At 67.7% G+C, this 24,204-nt stretch carries 27 protein-coding genes; 17 read left to right on the forward strand and 10 right to left on the reverse strand.

The genetic code is table 11. The features are described 5' to 3' along the window. Positions 1-87 precede the first annotated feature (87 nt). Positions 88-1,020: a LysR family transcriptional regulator gene (locus tag BHE75_RS12145; RefSeq protein ID WP_070934020.1), complete on the reverse strand. Its 933-nt coding sequence runs from the start codon at positions 1,018-1,020 to the stop codon at positions 88-90. A gap of 121 nt (positions 1,021-1,141) precedes the next feature. On the opposite strand from BHE75_RS12145, the gene wrbA reads away from it, so the two are divergent. The 3 genes from wrbA to BHE75_RS12160 all read left to right on the forward strand — a co-directional run bounded on the left by wrbA (position 1,142) and on the right by BHE75_RS12160 (position 3,078). Beyond that, positions 1,142-1,741 (forward strand): NAD(P)H:quinone oxidoreductase, encoded by a 600-nt coding sequence (gene wrbA / locus BHE75_RS12150; protein ID WP_070934021.1) that lies wholly within the window; start codon positions 1,142-1,144, stop codon positions 1,739-1,741. Positions 1,742-1,831: 90 nt separating this feature from the next. Next, the gene (locus tag BHE75_RS12155) at positions 1,832-2,146 is read left to right on the forward strand and encodes a hypothetical protein (RefSeq protein WP_139181714.1); all 315 of its coding nucleotides are present in this window, start codon (positions 1,832-1,834) and stop codon (positions 2,144-2,146) included. A gap of 20 nt (positions 2,147-2,166) precedes the next feature. Next, positions 2,167-3,078 (forward strand): pirin family protein, encoded by a 912-nt coding sequence (locus tag BHE75_RS12160; RefSeq protein ID WP_070934023.1) that lies wholly within the window; start codon positions 2,167-2,169, stop codon positions 3,076-3,078. Positions 3,079-3,184: 106 nt separating this feature from the next. Here the strand turns inward: BHE75_RS12160 and mltG are convergent, their stop codons facing one another. The 5 genes from mltG to fabD all read right to left on the reverse strand — a co-directional run bounded on the left by mltG (position 3,185) and on the right by fabD (position 7,761). Beyond that, positions 3,185-4,186 carry an endolytic transglycosylase MltG gene (mltG, locus tag BHE75_RS12165; protein ID WP_015457103.1) on the reverse strand — a complete coding sequence of 334 codons (1,002 nt, stop codon included), beginning with the start codon at positions 4,184-4,186 and terminating at the stop codon, positions 3,185-3,187. 25 nt (positions 4,187-4,211) lie between these two features. Continuing rightward, positions 4,212-5,474 carry a beta-ketoacyl-ACP synthase II gene (fabF, locus tag BHE75_RS12170; protein ID WP_070935812.1) on the reverse strand — a complete coding sequence of 421 codons (1,263 nt, stop codon included), beginning with the start codon at positions 5,472-5,474 and terminating at the stop codon, positions 4,212-4,214. Between the two features lie 162 nt (positions 5,475-5,636). Next, positions 5,637-5,873, reverse strand: coding sequence for an acyl carrier protein (locus tag BHE75_RS12175; protein WP_015457105.1), 237 nt, complete (start codon positions 5,871-5,873; stop codon positions 5,637-5,639). A 153-nt stretch (positions 5,874-6,026) separates the two neighbouring features. Beyond that, positions 6,027-6,767, reverse strand: coding sequence for a 3-oxoacyl-[acyl-carrier-protein] reductase (fabG, locus tag BHE75_RS12180; protein WP_015457106.1), 741 nt, complete (start codon positions 6,765-6,767; stop codon positions 6,027-6,029). A gap of 58 nt (positions 6,768-6,825) precedes the next feature. Further along, positions 6,826-7,761: an ACP S-malonyltransferase gene (gene fabD, locus BHE75_RS12185; protein WP_015457107.1), complete on the reverse strand. Its 936-nt coding sequence runs from the start codon at positions 7,759-7,761 to the stop codon at positions 6,826-6,828. A gap of 190 nt (positions 7,762-7,951) precedes the next feature. Between fabD and BHE75_RS12190 the strand changes: the two genes are divergently transcribed. From BHE75_RS12190 to rplI, 4 genes are all read left to right on the forward strand, one after another. Further along, a complete protein-coding gene (locus BHE75_RS12190; RefSeq protein WP_015457108.1) occupies positions 7,952-8,305 on the forward strand; it encodes a hypothetical protein in 354 nt (117 codons plus the stop codon). A gap of 122 nt (positions 8,306-8,427) precedes the next feature. Next, a complete protein-coding gene (gene rpsF, locus BHE75_RS12195) occupies positions 8,428-8,832 on the forward strand; it encodes a 30S ribosomal protein S6 (RefSeq protein WP_015457109.1) in 405 nt (134 codons plus the stop codon). A gap of 14 nt (positions 8,833-8,846) precedes the next feature. Beyond that, positions 8,847-9,071, forward strand: a complete 225-nt coding sequence (gene rpsR / locus BHE75_RS12200) for a 30S ribosomal protein S18 (RefSeq protein ID WP_010125005.1) — start codon at positions 8,847-8,849, stop codon at positions 9,069-9,071. Between the two features lie 13 nt (positions 9,072-9,084). Next, positions 9,085-9,681 (forward strand): 50S ribosomal protein L9, encoded by a 597-nt coding sequence (rplI, locus tag BHE75_RS12205; protein WP_015457110.1) that lies wholly within the window; start codon positions 9,085-9,087, stop codon positions 9,679-9,681. 83 nt (positions 9,682-9,764) lie between these two features. Here rplI and BHE75_RS12210 read toward each other — a convergent pair whose 3' ends face one another. Further along, positions 9,765-10,667 carry a PAS domain-containing protein gene (locus BHE75_RS12210; protein WP_015457111.1) on the reverse strand — a complete coding sequence of 301 codons (903 nt, stop codon included), beginning with the start codon at positions 10,665-10,667 and terminating at the stop codon, positions 9,765-9,767. A gap of 232 nt (positions 10,668-10,899) precedes the next feature. On the opposite strand from BHE75_RS12210, the gene BHE75_RS12215 reads away from it, so the two are divergent. Together BHE75_RS12215 and BHE75_RS12220 are read left to right on the forward strand one after the other, a co-directional pair. After that, entirely contained in the window at positions 10,900-11,334 is a 435-nt protein-coding gene (locus tag BHE75_RS12215) for a TadE/TadG family type IV pilus assembly protein (protein WP_070934024.1), read from the forward strand. 2 nt (positions 11,335-11,336) lie between these two features. Continuing rightward, positions 11,337-13,001 (forward strand): pilus assembly protein TadG-related protein, encoded by a 1,665-nt coding sequence (locus BHE75_RS12220; RefSeq protein WP_070934025.1) that lies wholly within the window; start codon positions 11,337-11,339, stop codon positions 12,999-13,001. Between the two features lie 25 nt (positions 13,002-13,026). Here the strand turns inward: BHE75_RS12220 and folE are convergent, their stop codons facing one another. From folE to BHE75_RS12235, 3 genes are all read right to left on the reverse strand, one after another. Beyond that, complete coding sequence (gene folE / locus BHE75_RS12225) at positions 13,027-13,632, reverse strand: GTP cyclohydrolase I FolE (protein WP_041865068.1); 606 nt, start codon at positions 13,630-13,632, stop codon at positions 13,027-13,029. A gap of 152 nt (positions 13,633-13,784) precedes the next feature. Then, on the reverse strand, positions 13,785-15,911 hold the full coding sequence (locus tag BHE75_RS12230; protein ID WP_070934026.1) for a malate synthase G: 2,127 nt from the start codon (positions 15,909-15,911) through the stop codon (positions 13,785-13,787). A gap of 139 nt (positions 15,912-16,050) precedes the next feature. After that, the gene (locus BHE75_RS12235) at positions 16,051-16,422 is read right to left on the reverse strand and encodes a hypothetical protein (RefSeq protein ID WP_070934027.1); all 372 of its coding nucleotides are present in this window, start codon (positions 16,420-16,422) and stop codon (positions 16,051-16,053) included. 111 nt (positions 16,423-16,533) lie between these two features. On the opposite strand from BHE75_RS12235, the gene BHE75_RS12240 reads away from it, so the two are divergent. The 8 genes from BHE75_RS12240 to accD all read left to right on the forward strand — a co-directional run bounded on the left by BHE75_RS12240 (position 16,534) and on the right by accD (position 24,162). Next, complete coding sequence (locus BHE75_RS12240) at positions 16,534-17,754, forward strand: hydrolase (RefSeq protein ID WP_070934028.1); 1,221 nt, start codon at positions 16,534-16,536, stop codon at positions 17,752-17,754. Further along, positions 17,751-18,767, forward strand: coding sequence for an arginine N-succinyltransferase (locus BHE75_RS12245; RefSeq protein ID WP_070934029.1), 1,017 nt, complete (start codon positions 17,751-17,753; stop codon positions 18,765-18,767). The genes BHE75_RS12240 and BHE75_RS12245 overlap by 4 nt, the downstream gene beginning before the upstream one ends. 9 nt (positions 18,768-18,776) lie before the next feature. Beyond that, positions 18,777-20,024, forward strand: coding sequence for an N-succinylarginine dihydrolase (locus tag BHE75_RS12250; RefSeq protein WP_070934030.1), 1,248 nt, complete (start codon positions 18,777-18,779; stop codon positions 20,022-20,024). Positions 20,025-20,110: 86 nt separating this feature from the next. Next, entirely contained in the window at positions 20,111-20,563 is a 453-nt protein-coding gene (locus BHE75_RS12255) for a nuclear transport factor 2 family protein (RefSeq protein ID WP_015457120.1), read from the forward strand. A gap of 71 nt (positions 20,564-20,634) precedes the next feature. Next, on the forward strand, positions 20,635-21,276 hold the full coding sequence (locus tag BHE75_RS12260) for a phosphoribosylanthranilate isomerase (RefSeq protein ID WP_070934031.1): 642 nt from the start codon (positions 20,635-20,637) through the stop codon (positions 21,274-21,276). Further along, a complete protein-coding gene (gene trpB / locus BHE75_RS12265; RefSeq protein WP_070934032.1) occupies positions 21,273-22,496 on the forward strand; it encodes a tryptophan synthase subunit beta in 1,224 nt (407 codons plus the stop codon). Before BHE75_RS12260 ends, trpB begins: the two co-directional genes overlap by 4 nt. Then, the gene (trpA, locus tag BHE75_RS12270; RefSeq protein ID WP_070934033.1) at positions 22,493-23,317 is read left to right on the forward strand and encodes a tryptophan synthase subunit alpha; all 825 of its coding nucleotides are present in this window, start codon (positions 22,493-22,495) and stop codon (positions 23,315-23,317) included. The genes trpB and trpA overlap by 4 nt, the downstream gene beginning before the upstream one ends. Next, positions 23,314-24,162: an acetyl-CoA carboxylase, carboxyltransferase subunit beta gene (gene accD, locus BHE75_RS12275; RefSeq protein WP_015457124.1), complete on the forward strand. Its 849-nt coding sequence runs from the start codon at positions 23,314-23,316 to the stop codon at positions 24,160-24,162. The genes trpA and accD overlap by 4 nt, the downstream gene beginning before the upstream one ends. Positions 24,163-24,204: the final 42 nt, after the last annotated feature.

Here is a 24,204-nt window from a genome sequence, read left to right on the forward strand (position 1 = left end):
CAGCCATTGATAACCGATTCTTGCCCGGATGTTTCAGCCTTGAAACGGAAGTGGGCCCGTCCGACCCACGCATCGTCGACGCCATCGTCATTTTCCCTCTTCGTCAACGCCGTGCGCCCATGGCGCCCGCACGAAGCGGCGCGCCAGGAAATCGATCAGCGCCGTAACCCGCGCCGGCCGCACCGTGCCCGGCGGCGTCACCACATGAAGCGCGGCCGGCTTGCTGGACCAGCCCGGCAGCAGTTCGATCAGCCTGCCGGATCGAAGCTCGTTCCAGATCAGGAATTCCGGCTGGATCGCAAGGCCCAGCCCCTCCAGCAGCGCCGGCACGACGATATCGCCGTTATTGACGGTAAGCTGGCCGTGCGCGCGCACCGTCACCTCGCCTTCCAGCGGATGTTCGAAATGCCACAGCGTCGGATTGGCAAGGTGGGAATAGAGGATGGCATGATGCCTCTCGATATCGCGGGGATGCTCCGGCGCGCCATAGCGCTGGATATAAGCGGGCGATGCCACCAGCGGCCGCCGCACCGCGCAAAGCCGCCGCGCGCGCAGCGAGGAATCGGCCAGCACGCCGATGCGGAGCGCCACGTCGATCCCCTGGGCCACCAGGTCGATATAATCGTCGCTCAGCCGCACATCCACGGAAACCTCGGGATATTTCTCAAGGAATTCCGGCAGGATCGATCCAAGATGCTTGATCCCGAACGACATCGGCGCCGCCAGCTTCACCTGCCCGCGCGGCGCGGCCGACCGTTCGGAAATCTCCTCCTCGATCGCTTCGCCTTCCGCCAGGATGCGGGTCGCCCGCTCCAGCGACGCGCGCCCGCTCTCCGTCAGCGAAAGCCGGCGGGAGGTGCGATGGAAAAGCGGCGTGCCCAGCCGCTGCTCCAGCCGCTGCACCGCCTTGGATATGGTCGCCTTGGAAAGGTTGAGGTCCGCCGCCGCGGCCGAGAAGGAACCAAGATCCGCCACCTTGGCGAAGATCGCCCAGGCTTCGAAATCGGGGAGATATGCCATGCCAAGAATCCGAAACGATGCGTTTCGATCATGGCCATTTTCGCAACGATGAAAAGCCCTATTCTCATCGCCAACAGGGCCGCACCGGGCGGACCCGCGGTTCCCAGCGAGGGAGGCATTCATGGCCAAGGTTCTGGTTCTCTATTATTCCACCTACGGGCACGTCGAAACCATGGCGCACGCCATCGCCGAAGGCGCGCGCGAAACCGGCGCCCATGTCGATGTGAAGCGGGTGCCGGAAACCGTGCCGGAGGAATTCGCCCGCGCCAACCATTTCAAATATGATCAGGATGCCCCGATCGCGCAGGTTTCCGACCTGGCCGATTATGACGCGATCATCGTCGGCACCGGCACGCGCTTCGGCCGCATCTCATCCCAGATGGCCGCCTTCCTCGATCAGGCCGGCGGGCTCTGGGCCTCGGGCAAGCTCAACGGCAAGGTCGGCGCGGCCTTCACCTCCACCGGCAGCCAGCATGGCGGCCAGGAAACCACGCTCTTCTCGATCATCACCAATCTCCTCCATTTCGGGCTGGTGATCGTCGGACTGCCCTACAGCTTCCAGGGCCAGATGAAGAATGACGAGGTAACCGGCGGCGCGCCCTACGGCGCCACCACCATCGCCAATGGCGACGGCTCCCGCCAGCCGAGCGAGAACGAGCTGGCCGGCGCCCGCTTCCAGGGCCGCCACGTCGCGGAAATCGCCAACAAGCTGTTCGGCTGAGAAAGCCGGCACCCCGGCGGGCCTTCACTCCCTCCCCCNCCCACGAAGGCCCGCCCCCTTTTTCTCCGATACCCGATCATGGAGGATGCCATGGCCACCCTTCCCGCCGATGCCCCCACGCTCAGCAAGCTCGAATGGCAGGCCGTCGCGATCGGCCTGCGCGAAGTGGATGGCTGCGGCTGCGGCAGCATCGAGCCGCCCTCCCGCTTCCGCCGCCTGTGGACGACATTGACCGGCGCGGAAGCCGTCCGCCCCCTGGCCGATCCCCGGCTGGAAGCGTTGCGCCGCTTCGTCTGCCGGCTCCGCCGTAGCGGCGAGGATGTGGAAAAGCTGGGTCAGGAGTTGATTGCGCTCGGCTATAGCCGCAATCAGGTGAGCGCGATCGCCGCCCTCGATCGCCCCTGAACCGAACGGAGAGAGCGCCCATGTCCGAACTTCCCGATATCGAACATGTCATCCTGCCGCCGGTGCGCGATCTGGGCGATGGCTTCAAGGTCCGCCGCGCGCTGCCTTCGGCCAAGAAGCGGATGGTCGGCCCGATGATCTTCTTCGACCAGATGGGGCCGGCGACCTTCCATTCGGGCGAGGGGCTGGACGTGCGTCCTCACCCCCATATCGGCCTCGCCACCGTCACTTATCTGTTCGAAGGCGAGATCCTGCACCGCGACAGCCTGGGCTCGGTCCAGCCGATCCGTCCGGGCGCGGTGAACTGGATGACGGCCGGCAGCGGCATCGTCCATTCCGAACGGACCGGCGACGAGGTGCGCGCGTCCGGCGGCCCGCTCTACGGCATCCAGACCTGGGTGGCGCTGCCGACCGCGCTGGAGGAGACCGCGCCCGCTTTCTCCCACCATCCCGACGCCACCATTCCCCAGATCGAGGGCGAGGGCCTTACCCTGAAGCTGATCGCGGGCGCGACCGCGGGCGCCCGCTCGCCCGTCCCCACCGTGTCCGACATGGTCTATGGCGATCTCCAGCTTCTTGACGGCGCGCGCTATTCCTTCCCGCGCGAACATGTCGAACGCGCCATCTACGTCGTCTCCGGCAGCGTCTCGATCGCCGGGCAGGAAGGCCGCTTCGGCGAGGCGGAACTGGTGATCTTCCGCCCCGGCGCGGAGATCGTCGTCACCGCCCACGGCCCCACCCGCCTGATGATCGTCGGTGGCGAGCCTTTCCCCGAAAAGCGCTACATCTACTGGAACTTCGTCTCCTCCAGTCCCGATCGGCTGGAACAGGCCAAGACGGACTGGCGCGAACGCCGCTTCCCCGACGTGCCGGGCGAGACCGAATTCATCCCCCTGCCGCCGGAGCCTGAGGCCAAGGTCCGCTATCCGTAGGCGCGGGCCGCCAACAGCTCCGGCCCGGACGCCGCCGCATCATCATCCTTCATCGGCGGTGATGCGGTGGCGGTTCGGCCACCGGTAGCGAAGGCCGGGTGCCGCCCTACATCTCACCGCGTTCGCGGCGGATCTTGTACCATTTCTGCACATTCGCATTGTGCTGTTCCAGCGTGTCCGCGAACACATGGCCGCCCTTGCCGTCGGCCACGAAATAGAGCGCCTTGCTGGGCGCCGGATCGAGCACCGCCTCGATCGAGGCCAGGCCGGGATTGGCGATCGGCCCTTCGGGCAGGCCCTCGATCGCATAGGTATTATATCCGTTCACCGCCCGCAGCTCGGATTGGCGGATGCGGCGGCCCAGCGGCTTGCCCTGGGTGATCGGATAGATGGTGGTCGGGTCCGCCTGCAGGCGCATGCCGATGCGCAGCCGGTTGGAATAGACGGCGGCGACCGTGCGCCGCTCGGACGGCACGGCGGTCTCCTTCTCGACGATCGAAGCGAGGATCAGCGCCTCGCGCGGGCTTTTCACCACCGTCGTCGGCTTGCGCGCCTTCCACGCCTGGGCCAGCGCCCTGTCCATCGCCGCCTGCATCCGCTTCAGCACGGCCGAACGCGCCTCGCCGCGTTCGAAGCTGTAGCTGTCGGGCAGCACCGATCCCTCGGCCGGCACCGCCACCTCGCCGGTCAGCAGCGGTTCCTTCATCAGCCGCTCGCGCACCAATATCGATGGCATGCCTTCCGGCACGGTGACGAAACGCTGCTTCACCTTGCCGCTTTGCAGCATCTCCAGGATCTGCGCGCCGCTGGCATGGGCCGGCACTTCATATTCGCCGGTGCGGATCGGGGCGTCCGATCCGAAGAATCGGGCGAAGCGCAAGAAGGTCTGCGCCGATCGGATCGCGCCTTCCTCCTCCAGCACCCTGGCGGCGGACGTCAGGCTGGAACCTTCGGAGATCGTAACGGATATCGGCTTTTCCGCCGGTCCGCTGATCCCCCAGTCATACCAGAAATAGCCCGCCGTCCCGATCGCGACGGCGATCACGATCAGCAGGAGGCAGCCGATGCGGCCACCGGAGGAACGCTTGCGCCTGCGCTTGCGGGCCATATCCCGTTCCTCCGATAGGAGCCGATCAGATCGCGCGCATCACCAGCGAGGCGTTGGTGCCGCCGAAGCCGAACGAATTGTTCAGCACGGCCTTCACCTTCCGCTTCTTGGCGACATGCGGCACCAGGTCGACGCCCGCGCAGCCCTCGCTCGGATTGTCGAGGTTCAAGGTCGGGGGCACGATCTGGTCGCGCATCGCCAGGATGCAGAAGATCGATTCGACCGCGCCGGCGCCGCCCAGCAGGTGGCCGATCGCCGATTTGGTGGAGGACATGGAAAGCCCGCCGATCGCATCGCCGAACAGGCGGCGCACCGCGCCCAGCTCCAGCTCGTCGCCCAGCGGGGTCGATGTGCCGTGGGCGTTGATATAATCGATGTCGTCCAGCGACAGCCCCGACTTGCGGATCGCCATCTCCATCGAACGATAGGCGCCCGATCCTTCCGGGTGCGGCGCGGTGACGTGATAGGCGTCGCCCGAAAGGCCATAGCCGATCACTTCCGCGTAGATCTTGGCGCCGCGCGCCTTGGCGCGCTCATATTCCTCGAGCACCACCACGCCCGCGCCTTCGCCCATGACGAAGCCGTCGCGATCCCGGTCATAGGGGCGCGATGCCTTTTCGGGCGTGGCGTTGAAGGCGGTGGACAGCGCCCGCGCCTGCGCGAAGCCGGCGATACCGATCGGGCAGATCGCACCTTCCGCGCCGCCGGCCAGCATCACGTCGGCATCGTCCATCGCGATCATCCGCGCGGCGTCGCCGATGGAATGGGCGCCGGTGGAGCAGGCGGTGACGACCGCATGGTTCGGCCCCATCAGGCCATATTTGATCGAAACCTGGCCGGAAATCAGGTTGATGAGCCGGCCGTGCACGAAGTGCGGGGAAACCCGGCGCGGGCCTTTATGCTCCAGCACCAGCGATTCGCTCTCTATGCCCGGCAGGCCGCCGATGCCCGAACCGATCGAGCAGCCGGCGCGCAGGCGCTCGGCCTCGCTCATCTCCGTCAGGCCCGCATCCTCGAGCGCCTGGCTCGCGGCGTCGATGCCGTAGACGATGAACGGATCGACCTGCCGCTGCACCTTGTGATCGACGCGCCTGTTGGCGTCGAAGGTTCCATTGGTGCCGTCGCCGCGCTTCACTTCGCAGGCGATGGTGCAGGCATAATCGCTCGCATCGAAGCGGGTGATCTGGCCCGCGCCCGATTTGGACGCGATGATATTCGCCCAGGCGGTCTCGACGTCCGCCCCAAGCGGCGTCACGAGCCCCAGTCCGGTCACGACCACGCGGCGCATGGCATCCTCCAAGAATCGATCAGAAAAATGCGTTCAAAAAACAATGTGGCAAAAACGAAGCGGCTCCGCGCCCCCAATATATGCCGGGGTCGGGGNGCCGCTGTTTTTCCCGGCCCGACCGGATGATCCGGCCGGGTCCGCTGGCTCAGCCCAGCCGGGCCTTCAGCCCTTGTTCGCGTCGATATAGCTGATCGCGTCCTTCACGGTGGCGATCTTCTCGGCCGCGTCGTCGGGGATCTCCACGCCGAACTCTTCCTCGAAGGCCATCACCAGTTCGACGATGTCGAGGCTGTCGGCGCCCAGATCGTCGATGAAGCTCGCATCCTCGTTCACCTTGTCGGCCTCGACGCCGAGGTGCTCGACAACGATCTTCTTCACGCGCTCGGCGGTCTCGCTCATATTCCCAACCTTCCTTAGGGTCTGTTTGCCGCTGCCTAACGGGGCGGCCTCAACTGTGCAAGCTTGGTTTGTTCCTTCGAACTTACAAGCCCGGTTTGCGGGGAGTCTTCCCCGCACTGCGGCAATGCGACGCACAACGGCGCCGCATCACGTTCAGATCATCGCCATGCCGCCGTTCACATGCAGCGTCTGGCCGGTGACATAACCGGCCTCGCGGCTGGCGAGATAGACGACGGCGGCGGCCACATCCGCCCCTTCGCCCAGCTTGCCGGCGGGGATCTTGCCCAGCAGCGCTTCCTTCTGCGCGTCCGGCAGCACGTCCGTCATGGCGGATGCGATGAAACCCGGCGCGACGCAGTTCACGGTGATGTTGCGGCTGGCCAGTTCCTGCGCCAGCGCCTTGGACATGCCGACGAGGCCTGCCTTGGACGCGGCATAATTGGCCTGCCCCGGATTGCCCGTCTGCCCCACCACCGAGGTGATGGAGACGACGCGGCCGAACCGCGCCTTCATCATCGGCTTGGCCGCCGCGCGGATCAGGCGGAAGGCGGCTTCGAGGTTGATGCGGATCACCTGATCCCATTCCTCGTCCTTCATCCGCATGGCAAGGTTGTCGCGGGTCACGCCGGCATTGTTGACGAGGATGTCGATCTTGCCGCCCAGCGCCTCCACCGCCGCAGGCACCAGCCCGTCGACGGCGGCCGCATCGCCCAGGTTGCACGGCAGCGCAACATGATCGCCGCCAAGCTCGGCGCGGAACGCCTCCAGCTTCTCGACATTGGAGCCGGACACCGCCAGCCGCGCGCCCTGCCCGGCCAGCGCCTTGGCGATCGCCGATCCGATTCCGCCCGATGCGCCGGTCACCAGCGCGGTCATGCCTGTCAGGTCGAACATTCTGCTTTCCTTTCCGTCATCCCGACGAGCTTCGCATCCGGGCATCCGCCCGGACCGGTCAAAGAGTCTTCAGCAGCGCCTCGATGTCGTCCATCGCGATCACGCTGGTCGCGTTCGCGTCGGCGGCGGTGCGCTTCACCATCGGCCCCACCACCTTGCCACCGAACTCGACGAAATCGTGCACGCCGGCCGCGAACATCGCCGCGATGCTCTCGCGCCAGCGCACCGTGCCCGTCACCTGCTCCACCAGCAGCCGGCGGATCGTATCCGGATCGGCGACGGGCGCCGCCGTCACATTGGCGTAGAGCGGCACCAGCGGCGCGCGGAGATCGACATCGGCCAGCGCCTCGGCCATGGCATCGGCCGCCGGCTGCATCAGCGGGCAATGGAAGGGGGCGGAGACCGGCAGCAGCACGCCGCGCTTGATGCCGTGATCCTTCACCATTGCCACGGCCCGCTCGATCGCGCCGCGCTGGCCGGAAATCACGACCTGGCCGGGATCATTGTCGTTGGCCACGGTGCACACCTCGCCCTCGGCCGCCGCCTCGGCCAGCGCGCGCGCCTTGTCGAGGTCCGCGCCCAGCAGCGCCGCCATCGCGCCCTCGCCCACCGGCACGGCCGCCTGCATCGCCTGCCCCCGCCGCTTCAGCAGCCGGGCGGTGGTCGCGAGATCGAGCGCGCCAGCCGCGCACAGCGCGCTATATTCGCCCAGCGAATGGCCGGCGACATAATCGGCCTTGTCGGCCAGGCGGATGCCGCCTTCCTTTTCCAGCACGCGCAGCGTGGCGATGGCATTGGCCATGATCGCCGGCTGGGCGTTCTCGGTCAGCGTCAGGTCCGCCTCGGGGCCTTCGGTCATCAGGCGGAAGAGATGCTGGCCCAGCGCCTCGTCCACCTCCTGGAACACCTCGCGCGCAGCCGCGCTCGCGTCGGCCAGCGCCTTGCCCATGCCGACCGCCTGGCTGCCCTGCCCCGGAAAGATGAATGCGCGCATGGCTGGAGAATCCGTCCTGAATGTCCCTGAGAAGGCGCCGCGTTAGAAACTGGCCCGCCCGATGGCAAGATCGGACGACATATCCGCGCCGTTCGTCGCATCCCGCTCATCATTTTTCAGCGCTGACATGCAAATGCCACTCGTCCGCACTAATATGCCTGCGCGGAGTGGGGAAGTGGAGTTCAAGCGTATGACCAGCTACCGCCTATTTCTTTGGTCGCGGGAGGAAAATCGCCTTCAGCAGAAACATATCGCCACGGCGGGGGCCGACGGCGCGGGCCTGCTGGAAGCGTTCGACCATATCGGCCGTTCCATGCTCGGCGGCATGAGGAGGGAGGGCGATCCGTCCGCCTGCCCGCCGCGCCCCAGCAAGATCGCCCGCGCGCGCCGCCACCTCATCGCCGCCCGGCGCCTGCTGGAGGATATGGGCGAACATATGCTGGCCCAGCGCACGGCCGCCCCGATCGCGGAACTGGAGCGGCGGGACGGCGATGGCGACGGATCGCCGCTCACCGCTTGTCTTTTGCCGCGCCTTCCGGCATAGGCGCACCCACGTCATGGGCGGAGGCCACGCGCCTTCCGCCCTTGTCGTCTTGAAGAAGGCCGGAGGGGCGATCGCGATGGGCGCGGTCGTCAGCGATCGGCGGAACATGAAGGACACGCGACATGCCTCTGTACGAGCATGTGTTTCTCGCGCGTCAGGATCTGGCTCAGGCCCAGGTCGACGCGCTGGCGGAAACCGCCACCAAGATCATCGAAGAAGGCCAGGGCAAGGTCGTGAAGACCGAGACCTGGGGCCTGCGCGGCCTCGCCTATCGCATCGCGAAGAATCGCAAGGCGCACTATGTCATGCTCGAGTTCGAGGCCCCCGCGGGCGTCGTCGCCGAGCTGGAGCGCCAGACCGCGATCAACGAAGACGTCATCCGCTACATGACCATCAAGGTCGATGCGCATGAGCAGGGTCCGTCCGCCATGATGCGCCGTAACGAGCGCAATGAGCGTGACAGCCGCCGCGGCGACCGCGGTGGCGATCGTCCCCGTCGCGACCGCGACGAGCGTGACGCGGCCTGAGGGAGAACATAAACATGGCACGCCCGTTTTTCCGTCGCCGCAAGAGCTGCCCCTTCTCCGCGAAGGACGCTCCCCGGATCGACTATAAGGATGTCCGTCTGCTCCAGGGCTTCGTGTCCGAGCGCGGCAAGATCGTTCCCAGCCGCATCACCGCGGTTTCCGCCAAGAAGCAGCGCGAACTCGCCAAGGCGATCAAGCGCGCCCGTCACATCGGGCTTCTCCCCTACATCGTGAAGTAAGGAGCTTACCGCAATGGAAGTCATCCTGCTCGAACGCGTCGAGAAGCTGGGCGCCATCGGCGATGTCGTGACCGTGAAGAACGGCTACGCCCGCAATTTCCTGCTTCCGCGCAAGAAGGCGCTCCGCGCCAACGAAGCCAACAAGAAGGTGTTCGAGGCGAACCGCGAGCGCCTGATCGCCGAAAACGCGCAGCGTCGTGAAGCCGCCGTCGCCGATTCGCAGGGCATCGACGGCAAGACCGTCACGCTCATCCGTCAGGCGTCGAACGTCGGCCACCTTTACGGCTCGGTCTCGGCCCGCGACCTTTCGGAAGCGCTCGAAGCCGAAGCGATCAAGATCGCCAAGAGCCAGATCGTGCTCGATCGCCCGATCAAGACGATCGGCCTGCACGAAGTGAAGATCGCGCTTCACCCGGAAGTGTCGGTGACGATCAAGGTGAACGTCGCCCGCAGCCCGGAAGAAGCCGAGCTGCAGGAACAGGGCGTCGACGTCATGGCCTCGATGTTCGAACGCGACGCCGCCGGCTTCACCGAGGATTACGATCCCAACGCCGAACCCGGCGAGATCGCCGCCGAGGAAGCCCCGGCCGAGGAAGAAGCGGAGGGCTGATCCCCCGTTTCTCCCACATGCGGGAAAGAAAAAGGCCGTCCGGAGCGATCCGGGCGGCCTTTTTCCTGCCTGCCGTCGCGCGCTCACGCCAGCGGCGTCACCACCAGCACGGCACCGCTGCTCGAATATTCGCCCTTCAGGTCGGCCAGGCCGATGCGCACCGGCAGTTCCCCGCCGCGATTGACGAGCAGTTCGGTATCGAACGCCGCGGGGCCGGCGCCGCTCAGCACCGCCTCCACCCGCTCGCCCGCCTCCACGCGGCGCTTGAGCGGCAGGATGTCGGTCAGGCGCACGCCCGCCAGCGTCTGCGGCGTGAAGCCCGCCATCGCCGCAAGCTGATCGTCCACGCGGGTGAAGGTGCCGCGCGGGCTCAGCCAGCCATGGCCGATGCCGCCATGGGCGGCGGCGGCGGCCGTCGCGGCCGATATCGCGACATTCTGCCGCCGCATCTCCACCTCGTCCCCGGCATTGCGGAAAAGCACGGCGGCACCGCGCCCGAACGGGAAGGTCTGCAGGTGCAGCCAGTCATCGGGCGAAGCGAAGGAGGGCGCGTCGAACGCCCCCGTCTCGCCCGATCGCACCGCGCGCGCCAGATAGGTTTCCAGCAGCGAATGGGACACGCCGGGGTATATCTCGCCCAGCTTCCGCCCCATCAGCAGATGGCGATGCCCGCGCAGATAGCAGGCGGCCACCGGGTTCATCCGGGTCACGGCCAGATCGGCGTCGAAGGCGATGAAGCCCTGCGCGATCAGATCGACCACCGCCTCCAGCCGCTGGTCCGCATCCACCCCGTCCGGGCCGCTGTCGTTGCTGGCGCCCGCGCCTTCCACCAGCGCCCGATAATTGGCGGTGGAAAGCATCACCAGCCGTTCGCGGCCGTGATGCGTGATGAACAACGGCCCTGTCGCCACCCTATCCTGCCAGCGGCCGAACTTTCGGACCAGTTCCGCCGAAGTAACGCTGAGACGATCTATCGCATGTGTCATTGGCCATACCCCAGTTAACCAAAAGAACACGCAATGACTGGGAAAATTTGGTTTACGAAAACTTTCCGGCCATGCCCCGGTCATATCCATTCCGGACCTGGGCGACGGATATCCGCCGATCTTTTGCTCCATAATGGATCGGTATATTGTGCATGGCCCGGCGGAATGCCGCCAACCGCCTTCTAAGCACGCTGCCTTATCTTGGTCCGCAACCGGCAACGGGAGGGATCGGATGATCGGCGCAACGGCGAAAAAGGTGAAGATCGGGGGAGCGATTCGCGGCGATCGCGGCGCGGCGGCGGTGGAATTCGCGCTGGTGGCACCGCTCTTCCTGCTGATCCTGCTCGGCGTCGTCGCCTATGGCGGCTATTTCTGGCGGGCGCATTCGCTTCAGCAGGTCGCCAACGACGCCGCGCGCGTGGCGATCGGCGGCCTCGACGCGGCCGAACGCGCCAGCCTCGTCCACGCCAGCGTAGCGGAGGAGATCGGCCCGCTCGCCGGCCTCGATCCCGGCCGCGCCTCGGTGTCGATCCACGAGGTGGGCGACGCCATGACGGTAACGCTGGATTATGATGCGTCGGACGATCCCTTCCTGCGCTTCGGCCTGGTGCCCCTGCCCGATCGCCGCATCCGCCGCACCGCCGCCATCCGCCTGACGGGGCTTTGACGATGCGCCCCTTCCCCTCCCCTCTGGCCGCGCTGCGCCGGGATGCCGGCGGCGGCGTCACCATCCTTGCCGCCGCATCGATGATGGCCTGTCTCGGCTGCCTCGCGCTGGCCGTCGATCTCGGCTCGATCTATTTCGAAAGCCGCAGGCTTCAGGGCGTGGCGGATGCCGCGGCGATCGCCGCCGTCGCCGATGTCGTCCACGCGGACGCCGCCGTCCGCGCCACGGTGCAGGCGAACCGGCTGCCGGAGCCGGTCACCCAGAAGGTGGAGCTTGGCTCCTGGCGCGCCGATCCGGCGGTGCCGCTGGCCCAGCGCTTCACGCCGTCCCCCTCCGATCGCTCGGCGGCGCGCGTCACGCTCGGCACCGATGCCCGGCTCTATTTCGGCATCGTCTCGCTCGGCCGGCGCCACACGCCGATCCAGCGCAAGGCGATCGCGGCCCGCTCCAACCTCGCCAGCTTCTCGATCGGGTCACGCCTTGCCGGCCTGCAGGGCGGCATCGCCAATGCGCTGCTCTCCGCGCTGGCCGGATCGCAGGTGAACCTGTCGGTGATGGATTATAATGCGCTGGCCCAGGCCGATGTCGATCTGCTCGCTTTCTCCGATGCGCTGCGCGCCAGTCTCGACCTCACGGCCGCATCCTACGATCAGACGCTGTCGGCCGATCTCACCACCGGGCAGGCGCTGGAAGCGATCGCGCATGCGCTTCAGGATCAGGGATCGACCGATGCCGCCGCCGCCGTCCGCAAGCTGCTCTCCACCGTCGCCGCCGCCAAGCCCGCCGCGCTCGACAAGCTGATCGATCTCGGTCCGATCGGCGCGCAGGACCATGCCGTCCCCGGCCAATATGTGAAGGTCAACACCTTCGATATGACCCGCGCGCTGCTGGAGCTCGCCAACGGCAACCGCCAGGTGGCGCTCGATCTCGGCGCCTCGATCCCCGGGATCACCAAGACGACGGTGAAGCTCGCCATCGGCGATCGCCCGGCCGATTCCCCCTGGCTCGCCGTCACCGCCAAGGGGGAGCCGGTGATCCGCACCGCCCAGACCCGCGTCTATATCGAGGTGGAGGTGCTGCCCGCCGGATCGCTGCTCGGCATCGCCAATGTCCGCCTGCCCTTGTTCATCGAGCTTGCCGCCGCCGAGGCCAAATTGTCCGCGATCGATTGTTCCAACCGCCGCGCCGGCGGCGCCACCCTGCTGGTTCGCCCGTCGATCGGCCACGCCGCGATCGCCAACCTCTATCCGGCGGATATCTCGAACCACAAGCAGCCGCTGGTGGAAGGGCCAGCCCCGCTGGTCAGCGTGCCGCTCGTCACCGTCACCGGCCAGGCCCGGGTCGATCTCACCGCGCCGGTGTGGAAGACGGTCTCCTTCTCGCCCGCCGAGATTTCGGCCCGCACCGTGAAGTCGGTCTCGTCGGACAGCCTCGTCCAGGGGCTCGTGCTCTCGCTGATTTCCGGGTTGAACCTGAACGTGAACATCATCGGCCTGGGGATCGGCACCGGGCCGGTGGGCCAGTTGATCGGCAACACGCTGGCGCCGGTCGCGCCGGCGCTCGACGGGTTGCTCAACGCGCTTACCGACCTGCTTGGCCTGCACCTCGGCCAGGCCGACGTCCGGGTGAACGGCGTGCGCTGCGGCGCGCCGGCGCTGGTGGCGTGAGCGCGGCCGGGGGCCGCGCCCGCGCTCAATAACCCATCAGCTTCAGCACTTCCGCGCGCGATCGTTCGTCGTCGCGGAACACGCCCATCATCCGGCTGGTCGTCATCACCACGCCCGGCGTCTGCACGCCGCGCGCGGTCATGCAGGCATGCGTCGCCTCGATCACCACCGCCACGCCATGGGGGGCGAGATTGTCCCAGATGCAGTCCGCCACCTCGGCCGTCAGCCGTTCCTGCACCTGCAGCCGGCGGGCGAAGCCGTGCAGCACGCGGGCGAGCTTGGAAATGCCCACCACCCGCTCGCGCGGCAGATAGGCGATCGCCGCCTTGCCGATGATCGGCGCCATATGATGCTCGCAATGCGACTGGAAGGGGATGTCCTTCAGCAGCACGATCTCGTCATAACCGCCCACTTCCTCGAAGGTGCGGCTCAGATGGCGGGCCGGATCGTCGCCATAGCCCTTGCAATATTCCTTCCACGCGCGCGCGACGCGCTTGGGCGTATCCAGCAGGCCTTCGCGCGTGGGATCGTCCCCCGCCCAGCGCAGCAGGGTGCGGATCGCCTCCTCGACGTCTTCCGGCACCGCGATCTTCGCGGGGGTTTCCATCATCTCGCCCATGGCGGCTCCCATCCTCATCCGGCCGTCCTTCATCATTGAACATGCCCTTGATGAAAGCGCCTAGCCATCGGAGGCAGGCTTGCCAAGCATGGTCGGGCCGGCGGATCGGCCAAAATCCCCGATGAAGACGCGAACTGGCCCGCCGGCCCCGGCCGGATGGAGGATCAGGCCGCCTCCGCCTGCTCGGCCGCGTCCGCCAGCTTGCGGGCGATGCGAAAACGATGGAGCAGCGGCTCGGTATAGCCGTTGGGCTGCCCCGTCCCTTCGAACACCAGCGCGCGCGCCGCCTGGAAGGCGATGCTCTCCTCCGGTTCGGTCGCCATCGGGCGGTAGAGCGGATCGCCGGCATTCTGGGCATCCACCTTCGCCGCCATCCGCCGAAGCGCAGCCTCCACCTCCTCGGCGGTGCACACCCCATGCAGCAGCCAGTTGGCGATATGCTGGGAGGATATGCGCAACGTCGCCCGATCCTCCATCAGGCCGATGTCGTGGATATCGGGCACCTTGGAGCAACCGACCCCCTGGTCGATCCAGCGGACGACATATCCCAATATGCCCTGGGCGTTATTGTCCAGCTCCTCGGCGATCTCCTCCGCCGTCCAGTTGCGCCCTTCCGCCAGCGGGATGGTGAGCAGCCCGTCCAGCGGCGGCACTGCCTCGCGGGCGATCTCCGCCTGCCGGGCGAACACGTCGACCATATGGTAATGCATCGCATGCAGCGTCGCGGCCGTCGGGCTCGGCACCCAGGCCGTGCTGGCCCCGGCGCGCGGATGGGCGATCTTCTGGGCCAGCATGTCAGCCATCCGGTCCGGCGCGGCCCACATGCCCTTGCCGATCTGCGCCCGGCCCGAAAGGCCGCAGGCCAGGCCGATGCGGACATTGCGATCCTCATAGGCGGATATCCAGGCCGCGCCCTTCATCTCGCTCTTGCGGATCATCGGCCCCGCCTGCATCGACGTATGGATCTCGTCGCCCGTGCGATCGAGGAAGCCAGTGTTGATGAAGGCGATCCGATCGCGCACCGCGTGGATGCAGGCCGCGAGGTTGGCGGAGGTCCGCCGCTCCTCGTCCATCACCCCCACTTTCAGCGTGTGGCGGGCGAGGCCCAGCATATCCTCGATCGCGTCGAACAGCCGATCGGTGAAGCCCGCCTCCTCCGGCCCGTGCATCTTGGGCTTGACGATATAGACCGATCCCGCCCGGCTGTTGCGGAAACGGCCGTGCCCGGCCAGGTCGTGCATCGCGATCAGGCTGGTGACGATGCCGTCCAATATGCCCTCCGGCGCCTCCGTGCCGTCCGGCAGCAGCACCGCCGATGTCGTCATCAGATGGCCGACATTGCGCACGAACAGCAGGCTGCGGCCCGGCAGGGTGAAATCGGTGCCGCCGGGCGCGGTCCAGGCTCGGTCCTCCTCCAGCGCGCGGGTCATCGTCCGGCCGCCCTTGTCGAAGCTGGCGGCAAGATCGCCCTGCATCAGCCCCAGCCAGTTGGCATAGGCCGCCACCTTGTCCTCGGCATCCACGGCGGCGACCGAATCCTCCAGATCCACGATCGTGGTCAGCGCCGCTTCCAGGACGACATCGGCAATGCCGGCCGGATCGGTCGCGCCGATCGGGCTTTCGGGATCGATGCGAAGCTCGATGTGCAGGCCGTTATGCCGGAACAGCAGCCCGCCCGGCTTGCGGCCCACCAATTGCGCCGGATCGGCGAGGACGGGCTCGCCGCCCGCGAAATCGGCCCATTGCCCGGAAGCCAGCGGCACGGCCTCGTCCAGGAACGCCTTGGCCCGCGCAATCACGGCGGCGCCGCGTTCGGCATCATAGCCACCGGGCTTCGCCGCGCCGGGCAGCGCATCGGTGCCGTAGAGCGCGTCATACAGGCTTCCCCAGCGGGCATTGGCCGCATTCAGCAGGAAGCGCGCGTTGAGCACCGGGACGACGAGCTGCGGCCCCGCCATCCGGGCCACCTCCTCGTCGACCTGCCGGGTGCCGATCTCGAACGGAGCGGGCTCGTCGGCCAGATAGCCGATCGATCGCAGGAAGGCGCGATATTCCCCGGCATCGATCGGCTTGCCCGCCCGCAATTCGTGCCAGCGATCGATCTCGGCCTGCATCCTGTCCCGCTTCGCCAGCAGGGCGCGGTTTTCCGGGGCGAATCGCGCGAACAGCCCGGCCACCTCCGCCCAGAAGGCGGCGGCCTCCATTCCCGTGCCGGGCAAGGCCCTGGTCTCGATGAAATGGCTCAACGGCTCGGCTATGCGCAGTCCGGCGCGCTGGACATAGGCTGGCATGCGATCTCGACTCCCAATGAAAACCACGCGCGATCATGCCGCCTCAAGCGGCACGCCATCGAACGCCTTTTCTGGGGAGGAGCAGGCTCCGCCTATATCGGCAATCCACGCGGGGCATGCAACCCCGCGCCGCCGCGAATCAGTCGATTCGCGCGACGGCCAGCGTTTCGGCCGGCAGCACGCGGGCCAGATCGGTGCTGATCCGGCGAACGCCGCCGGCGCCTCCGCCCATTGCCCGGATCAGGTCCGGCGCGCCGACGACGATCGTCTGCCGGCCCGCCGCATCGGCGCGCAGCCGCGCCATGCTCTGCGGGTCGTTCAGGATTTGCCTTGAGATCGAACCGGTTGCCGCCGGCTCGCCCAGGCGGTCGGCGATCACGTGCCGCACCGCTATCGCATCGACGCCGTTTTCCACCAGCAGCTGATAGCCGCTATTCTGGGCCATGGCCGGCCCCGAGATCATCATGGAAACAGAGCAGAGCAACAGCCCCGCCACGGCATAAATGCGCATTTCGTCATCCTCTCCCGGCAGCCGCTGGCGTTTGCGCTCTCATCGGCGGATCAAATCCTGCACGGAAGTCGGGGGTGACGCAAGTCTCCCCTGATCGCTAGGATCGCGGGCATGAACCACCCCGCCCCCTTCGATCGCGAGGAAGCCCATATCCTCGAACGCGCGGCGGCCGCGCCCATGCTGGCCCAGGTGGAACGCTGGGCCGCCATCAACAGCGGATCGCGCAACCTTGCGGGCCTTGCCCTGATGGCGGAGGAACTGGCCTCGGCCTTCGCCGCCCTGCCGGGCGATGTCGGGCTCCTCGAAGCGGCGCCGGCGGATGCCGTGGCGGCCGACGGCGCCCGCGTCGCCATCGCCCACGGCCGCAACCTCCACCTTGCCGTCCGCCCCGATGCGCCCGTCCAGATCCTGCTCACCGGCCATATGGATACGGTATTCGCCGCCGATCATCCCTTCCAGGCGCTGCGCTGGCTGCCGGATGGCACGCTGAACGGCCCCGGCGTGGCCGACATGAAGGGCGGCATCGCCGTAATGCTCGCGGCCCTGTCCGCCATCGAAGCCAGCCCGCTTGCGCCGCGTATCGGCTATGAGGTGGTCATCAACAGCGACGAGGAAGTGGGATCGGCCGGCTCCGCCCCGCTGATCGCCCGCGCCGCGCGGGGCAAGGCGGCGGCACTCACCTATGAACCTTCCGCCCTGCCCGATGGCACGCTGGCCGGCGCGCGGCCCGGCAGCGGCAACTTCTCGGCCGTGATCACCGGCCGGGCCGCCCATGCCGGCCGCAACCCGGAAGACGGGCGCAACGCCATCGTCGCCGCCGCCGATTGCGCGCTCCGCCTCGCCCGCGCCGCGCGTGCCGGCCTTTCCGTCAATCCGGCCAGGATCGATGGCGGCGGCCCCAACAATGTCGTGCCGGATCACGCAATCCTGCGCTTCAACCTGCGCCCCGCCACGCCACAGGACGAAGCCCAGGCGAGGGCGATCATCGATGCCGTCATCGCCGAGGTCGCGGCCGAGCATGGCGTCTCCATCCATCTCCACGGCGGCTTCGGCCGTCCGCCCAAGCCGATGGATGCCGCTGCCGAGCGGCTTTACGCGCTGGTCCGCGATTGCGGCGCCGATCTGGGCCTGAAGCTTGGCTGGAAGCCCACCGGCGGGGTATGTGACGGCAACAACATCGCCGCCTGCGGCGTGCCCGTGGTCGATACCATGGGCGTCCGCGGCGGCGCGATACATTCCGGGGAGGAATATCTGATCGTCGATTCGCTGGGCGAACGCGCCCGCCTGTCCGCCCTCGTCCTGCTTCGCCTTGCCGCGGGGCGCCACGCATGAGCTTCGTCATCCGCCCGTCCCGCCCGTCGGATCTCGATTCGCTCTACGACATGGCCAAGCTCACCGGCGGCGGCTTCACCAACCTGCCCGCGGATCGCCCGTCGCTTGCCGCCAAGCTCGAACGTTCGGCCGCCGCCTTCGCCAAGGCGGAGGATGTCGAGGGGGACGATCTCTATGTGCTGATCCTGGAAGATACGCTGACCGGCAAGGTCGCCGGCACCGCGCAGATCTTCGCCAAGGTCGGCCAGCACTGGCCCTTCTACAGCTACCGGCTCGGCACGCTCACCCAGACCTCGCAGGAGCTGAACCGCACCTTTCGCGCGGAAATGCTCACGCTCACCACCGATTATGAAGGCTATTCGGAAGTGGGCGGCCTCTTCCTCCACCCGCGCGAACGCGCCGGCGGGCTGGGCCTGCTGCTGGCCCGCAGCCGCTACCTCTTCATCCGCCAGCATCGCGCACGCTTCGGCAAGCGGGTGCTGGCGGAGCTGCGCGGCGTGATCGACGAGGCCGGCGGCTCGCCCTTCTGGGACGGGCTGGCCGGCAAATTCTTCGGCATGAACTTCCAGGAGGCGGATGCCTTCAACGCCGTCCACGGCAACCAGTTCATCGCCGATCTGATGCCCAAGCACCCGATCTACACCGCCATGCTGCCGGAAAGCGCGCGATCGGTGATCGGCCTGCCGCATCCCAGCGGCCGCGCCGCCATGCGGATGCTGGAGAATGAAGGCTTCCGCTACGAAGGCTATGTCGACATCTTCGATGGCGGCCCCACCATGGCCGCCTCGATCGACGATATCCGCTCGATCCGCGACGCGGCCGACGCCAATCTGCGCAGCATCGATGCCGAGGAGGGGATAAACGTGCTCGCCGCAACCGGCCACCTCGCCGATTTCCGCGCCTGCTACGCCCAGGTTGATGTGGAGGCGGACGGCCGCGCCACCATCGATCGCCGGGCCGCCGATCTGCTCGGCGTCGCGGCCGGCGATGCCATCGCCTTCGTGGCGCGCTGAACCANGGCGATCACCGAGATCAATTTCGACGGCATCGTCGGCCCCACCCACAATTATGCCGGGCTCAGCCTCGGCAATCTCGCCGCCACCGCCAATGCCGGCCGCACCTCGCATCCCCGCGCGGCCGCGCTCCAGGGCATCGCCAAGATGCGCGCCAACCTCGCCTTGGGGCTGCCGCAGGGGATATTGCCGCCCCATCGCCGGCCCGATCGCGCCTGGCTGGCTTCGCTGGGCACCACGGCGGAGGATGCCGATCCCGGCCTCCTCGCCAACGCCCTTTCCGCCTCGCCGATGTGGGCCGCGAATGCCGCCACGGTATCGCCCGCGCCCGACACGGCGGACAGCCGCTGCCACCTGACCGTCGCCAATCTCGTCACCATGCCGCATCGCAGCCATGAATGGCAGGGGACGCTCGCCCAGTTGCGGCTGGCCTTCGCCGATGCCGCGCATTTCGCCGTCCACGGCCCCGTGCCGCCGCCCTTCGGCGATGAAGGCGCCGCCAATCACATGCGGATCGCCCCCAGCCACGGATCGCCCGGCGTCGAGATTTTCGTCTATGGCGAGAAAGGCGGCCCCTTCCCCGCCCGCCAGCATATCGAAGCCAGCCGGGCGGTGGCCCGCCTCCACGGCCTCGATCCGTCCCGCACCCTCTTCGCCGCCCAGTCGGAAGAAGCGATCGCCGCCGGGGCCTTCCACAACGATGTCGTCGCGGTCGCCGACGGCCGCGTCCTCTTCGCCCACGAACAGGCATTCGCGGACAAGGACCGCTTCTACGCGGACCTTCGCCGGCTGATGCCCGATGTCGAGATCGTCGAGGTCCCCGCCGCCCGCGTCAGCCTTGCCGATGCGATCCGCTCCTACCTGTTCAACGCCCAGCTCGTCACCCTGCCAACCGGCGAAAGCGCGCTGATCCTGCCCACCGAGGCGCGGGATACGCCCGCCGTCTGGGCCTGGCTCAACGATATGGTCGCCGGCAACGGCCCGATCCGGCGGCTGGAGCTGGTGGACGTGCGCGAATCCATGTCCAACGGCGGCGGCCCCGCCTGCCTGCGCCTGCGCGTCGCGGCCGACCCGGCGACGATCGACCCGCGCTTCCTGGTCGATCCCGCGCGGCTCGATGCCATCGCCGCCCTGGTCGAACACCACTGGCCGGAGGCGATCGCCCCGCAGGACCTCGCCTCGCCCGATCTCTGGGTTCAGGCCGAGGCCGCGCGCGCGGCGCTGCTGGACTTCCTCGGTCTAAGCGAGCTGATCTGAAGATCGTGGCCTTCCCGCCGCTTTAGGGCCGCGCTCCCGTCCTCGCCGGGCTGGACGCGCAGGCGATGGCGATGGACGCTCACCCCATGTCCGAATCCATTATTCTCCAGCTTCTCCTCGACGAACGCGCCATCTACCGCCAGCTCTGCCGCTTCGCGGAGGCGATGGACCGGCGCGAATGGCACCGCCTCGATGATGTGCTGCTGGAGGATGCGGAGGCCGATTACGGCATCGGCCGTCGCTTCGGCCGGGCGGCGATCGTCACGGAAATGCGCAGCTTCCTCGATGGTTGCGGCCCCACCCAGCATCTTCTCGCCAATGTCGTGATCGATGTGGACGGCGATGCCGCGACGAGCAGCGCCTATGTGGCGGACATGCATGTCGGCCTTGGCGATCGCGCCCACCTCACCTTCCGCACCCTGGGCGATTATCGGGATCGCTGGGTCCGCACCCCCGCCGGCTGGCGCATCGCCGAACGGATCAAGCACAACCGCGCCCATGTCGGCGACATGGCGGTGCTGGGCCCCGGCCCTCAATAGCTTCCCCCTCGCGGCTTGGCTTCGCGCCTCGCATGCACTAGGGCTCCGGGCCTTCCGAGAAGGACCAGCGCTTGCCTGTTCAGACCAAGATTTGCGGCCTTTCCACGCCCGAAACGCTGGGTGCGGCCGTCGCCCATGGCGCCGCTTATGTCGGCTTCGTCTTCTTCGCGAAAAGCCCGCGCAACCTCGATTTCGATCGCGCCGCCGCGCTCGCGGCCCTCATTCCCGGCCATGTCCGCAAGGTGGGCGTGCTCGTGAACCCCGATGACGCCTTCGTCGATCGGGCGGTGGCGGCCGCCGGCCTCGATATCCTGCAACTTCACGGCGCCGAACCGCCCGAGCGCGCCGCCGTCCTCGCCCGCCGCCACGGCATCGGCATCTGGAAGGCCATTCCGGTCAAGGCCCGCGCCGATCTCGCCGCCGCCGCCCGCTATCGCGACGCCGCCGATCACATCCTTTATGACGCCAAGACGCCGGACGAGGCCGATCTGCCCGGCGGCATGGGCCTGCGCTTCGACTGGCATCTGCTCGAAGGCTTCCGGCACCCGCTGCCCTGGGCGCTTTCGGGCGGGCTCGATGCCCGCAACCTCGCCGAAGCCGTCGGCGTCACCGGCGCGGATCTGGTGGATACGTCCTCCGGGGTGGAAACCAGCCCCGGCGTGAAGGATGTGGACAAGATCGCCGCCTTCCTCCAATCGGCGTCACAGCTATGACCCCAGCTCCAGCCATACCCAATTCGCTTCGCACGCAGCCCGATGCGCGCGGCCATTTCGGCCAGTTCGGCGGCCGCTACGTCGCCGAGACGCTGATGCCGCTGATCCTCGATCTCGAGCGCGAATATCGCGCGGCCAAGGCGGACCCCGCCTTCAAGGCCGAATTCGACGATCTGATGAAGCATTATGTCGGCCGCCCCAGCCCGCTTTATTTCGCGCCCCGGCTGACGGAGCATCTGGGCGGCGCGAAGATCTACCTGAAGCGCGAGGAACTGAACCACACCGGCGCGCACAAGATCAACAACTGCATCGGCCAGATCCTGCTCGCCCGCCGCATGGGCAAGACGCGGATCATCGCCGAAACCGGCGCCGGCCAGCACGGCGTCGCCACCGCCACCGTCGCCGCGCGCTTCGGCCTCCCCTGCACCATCTTCATGGGCGCGGTGGACGTGGCGCGCCAGCAGCCCAACGTCTTCCGCATGAAGCTGCTCGGCGCCGAGGTCGAAGCCGTCCAGTCCGGCGCGCAGACGCTGAAGGATGCGATGAACGAGGCGCTGCGCCACTGGGTCGCCAACGTCCACGACACCTTCTACATCATCGGCACCGCCGCCGGCCCGCACCCCTATCCGGAGCTGGTGCGCGATTTCCAGTCGGTGATCGGGGATGAAACCCGCGCCCAGATCATGGAGGCGGAGGGCCGCCTTCCCGATACGATCATCGCCCCCGTCGGCGGCGGATCGAACGCGATCGGCATCTTCCACCCCTTCCTCGACGATCCCGATGTCGCGCTGATCGGCGTGGAGGCGGCGGGCGACGGGCTCGATACGCCGCGCCATGCCGCCAGCATCGCCGGCGGCTCGCCCGGCGTGCTCCACGGCAACCGCACCTATCTGCTCCAGGACGAGGACGGTCAGATCGCGGAGGCCCATTCGATTTCCGCCGGACTCGATTATCCGGGCATCGGGCCGGAACATAGCTGGCTGCACGATATCGGCCGGGTCCGCTACGAACCCTGCACCGATGCCGAGGCGCTGGCCGCGTTCCAGACGCTGTGCCGGCTGGAAGGCATCATCCCCGCGCTCGAATCCGCCCACGCGCTCGCCGTGGCCGAACGGATCGCGCCCACCATGGGCAAGGACGAGATCCTCGTCGTCAATGTCAGCGGCCGGGGGGATAAGGATATCTTCACCGTGGCAAAGGAACTGGGGGTGGAACTGTGAGCCGCCTTGCCGCCACCTTCGCGGCCTGCGCCGCCGAGGGCCGCGCCGCGCTCGTCACCTTCGTCACCGGCGGCGATCCCACGCCCGCGGCCACGGCCGATATCCTCGATGCGCTGGTCGCGGGCGGCGCCGACGTGATCGAACTGGGCATGCCGTTCACCGATCCGATGGCCGATGGCCCTGCCATCCAGCGGGCGAATCTCCGTTCGCTGGGCGCTGGAACAACCACCGCCATCATATTGGATATCGCCAGGAATTTCCGGCAACGCCACCCGCATGTGCCGCTGGTGCTGATGGGCTATGCCAACCCGATGGTGCGCCGTGGCCCGCAATGGTTCGCCGGGGCCGCGGCCGAAGCGGGCGTCGACGGCGTGATCTGCGTCGATATCCCGGTCGAGGAGGATGACGCGCTGGGGCCGACGCTCCGGGATGCCGGCATCGACATCATCCGGCTCGCCACCCCCACGACGGACAAGGCCCGCCTGCCCGCCGTGCTCGCTGGCGCCTCCGGTTTTCTTTACTATGTCTCGGTCGCCGGCATCACCGGGCTTCAGCAGGCCGCGCAGGCCAGCATCGAGGCGGCGGTGGCGGGGCTGAAGGCGACCACCGATCTGCCGGTCGCGGTTGGCTTCGGCGTCCGCACGCCGGCCCAGGCGGCTGCCATCGCCAGGGTCGCCGACGGCGTCGTCGTCGGCTCCGCGATCGTGGAGGCGATCGGCGCCGCAGCCACCGAAGGTCGCGATCCTTCGTCGGATGTATTCAATATCGTCAAAGGGTTGAGCGACGCTGTTCGCACCGCCCGACAGGAGCAGGCAGCATGAGCTGGATCGACAGGGTCCGCAAATCCATCCCCTTCATCGCCAAGCGGGAGACGCCGGACAATCTCTGGCATAAATGCCCCGGCTGCGGGCAGATGGTGTTCGTCAAGGAATATGAGGAAAACCAGTCGGTCTGCCCGCGCTGCGATCATCATGGTCGCATCGGCCCCGACGCGCGCTTCAACCAGCTTTTCGACGGCGGCGTCTATACGCTGCTGCCGATGCCGGCGGTGCGCGAAGACCCCCTCAAATTCCGCGATTCCAAGCGTTATACCGATCGCATCAAGGCCGCCCGCGCGGCGACGGGCGAGCAGGATGCGCTGATCAATGCCAAGGGCCTGATCGAAGGCAAGAAGGCCGTCGTCGGCGTGCAGGATTTCGCCTTCATGGGCGGATCGATGGGCATGGGCGTGGGCGCCGCCTTCGTGGCCGGGGCCGAAGCCGCGATCGCGGAACGCTGCGCCTATGTGATCTTCACGGCGGCCGGCGGCGCGCGGATGCAGGAAGGCATCCTTTCGCTGATGCAGATGCCCAAGACGACCGTGGCGATCGAGATGCTGCGCGAGGCCGGCCTGCCCTATATCGTCGTCCTCACCGATCCCACCACCGGCGGCGTCACCGCATCCTATGCGATGCTGGGCGACATCCAGATCGCCGAGCCGGGCGCCCTGATCGGCTTCGCCGGTCAGCGGGTGATCGAACAGACGATCCGCGAAAAGCTGCCGCCGGGCTTCCAGCGCGCCGAATATCTGCTGGAACATGGCATGGTCGATATGGTCACGCATCGCCACAAGCTGCGCGAGACGCTGGCCACCCTCGTCGATTATCTGGTGCCGGAACCGGCCTGAAGGCAATGTCGCCGCGCGGATGCGATGCCGGCCCGCCATTTC

Source organism: Edaphosphingomonas haloaromaticamans (genome assembly GCF_001853345.1).
GTDB lineage: Bacteria > Pseudomonadota > Alphaproteobacteria > Sphingomonadales > Sphingomonadaceae > Sphingomonas_E > Sphingomonas_E fennica.

Coding starts and splice junctions, on each gene's coding strand:
- BHE75_RS12145 (WP_070934020.1), bottom strand. CDS start 1,020: ATGGCATATCTCCCCGATTTCGAAGCCTGGGCGATCTTCGCCAAGGTG.
- wrbA (WP_070934021.1), top strand. CDS start 1,142: ATGGCCAAGGTTCTGGTTCTCTATTATTCCACCTACGGGCACGTCGAA.
- BHE75_RS12155 (WP_139181714.1), top strand. CDS start 1,832: ATGGCCACCCTTCCCGCCGATGCCCCCACGCTCAGCAAGCTCGAATGG.
- BHE75_RS12160 (WP_070934023.1), top strand. CDS start 2,167: ATGTCCGAACTTCCCGATATCGAACATGTCATCCTGCCGCCGGTGCGC.
- mltG (WP_015457103.1), bottom strand. CDS start 4,186: ATGGCCCGCAAGCGCAGGCGCAAGCGTTCCTCCGGTGGCCGCATCGGC.
- fabF (WP_070935812.1), bottom strand. CDS start 5,474: ATGCGCCGCGTGGTCGTGACCGGACTGGGGCTCGTGACGCCGCTTGGG.
- BHE75_RS12175 (WP_015457105.1), bottom strand. CDS start 5,873: ATGAGCGAGACCGCCGAGCGCGTGAAGAAGATCGTTGTCGAGCACCTC.
- fabG (WP_015457106.1), bottom strand. CDS start 6,767: ATGTTCGACCTGACAGGCATGACCGCGCTGGTGACCGGCGCATCGGGC.
- fabD (WP_015457107.1), bottom strand. CDS start 7,761: ATGCGCGCATTCATCTTTCCGGGGCAGGGCAGCCAGGCGGTCGGCATG.
- BHE75_RS12190 (WP_015457108.1), top strand. CDS start 7,952: ATGACCAGCTACCGCCTATTTCTTTGGTCGCGGGAGGAAAATCGCCTT.
- rpsF (WP_015457109.1), top strand. CDS start 8,428: ATGCCTCTGTACGAGCATGTGTTTCTCGCGCGTCAGGATCTGGCTCAG.
- rpsR (WP_010125005.1), top strand. CDS start 8,847: ATGGCACGCCCGTTTTTCCGTCGCCGCAAGAGCTGCCCCTTCTCCGCG.
- rplI (WP_015457110.1), top strand. CDS start 9,085: ATGGAAGTCATCCTGCTCGAACGCGTCGAGAAGCTGGGCGCCATCGGC.
- BHE75_RS12210 (WP_015457111.1), bottom strand. CDS start 10,667: ATGACACATGCGATAGATCGTCTCAGCGTTACTTCGGCGGAACTGGTC.
- BHE75_RS12215 (WP_070934024.1), top strand. CDS start 10,900: ATGATCGGCGCAACGGCGAAAAAGGTGAAGATCGGGGGAGCGATTCGC.
- BHE75_RS12220 (WP_070934025.1), top strand. CDS start 11,337: ATGCGCCCCTTCCCCTCCCCTCTGGCCGCGCTGCGCCGGGATGCCGGC.
- folE (WP_041865068.1), bottom strand. CDS start 13,632: ATGGGAGCCGCCATGGGCGAGATGATGGAAACCCCCGCGAAGATCGCG.
- BHE75_RS12230 (WP_070934026.1), bottom strand. CDS start 15,911: ATGCCAGCCTATGTCCAGCGCGCCGGACTGCGCATAGCCGAGCCGTTG.
- BHE75_RS12235 (WP_070934027.1), bottom strand. CDS start 16,422: ATGCGCATTTATGCCGTGGCGGGGCTGTTGCTCTGCTCTGTTTCCATG.
- BHE75_RS12240 (WP_070934028.1), top strand. CDS start 16,534: ATGAACCACCCCGCCCCCTTCGATCGCGAGGAAGCCCATATCCTCGAA.
- BHE75_RS12245 (WP_070934029.1), top strand. CDS start 17,751: ATGAGCTTCGTCATCCGCCCGTCCCGCCCGTCGGATCTCGATTCGCTC.
- BHE75_RS12255 (WP_015457120.1), top strand. CDS start 20,111: ATGTCCGAATCCATTATTCTCCAGCTTCTCCTCGACGAACGCGCCATC.
- trpB (WP_070934032.1), top strand. CDS start 21,273: ATGACCCCAGCTCCAGCCATACCCAATTCGCTTCGCACGCAGCCCGAT.
- accD (WP_015457124.1), top strand. CDS start 23,314: ATGAGCTGGATCGACAGGGTCCGCAAATCCATCCCCTTCATCGCCAAG.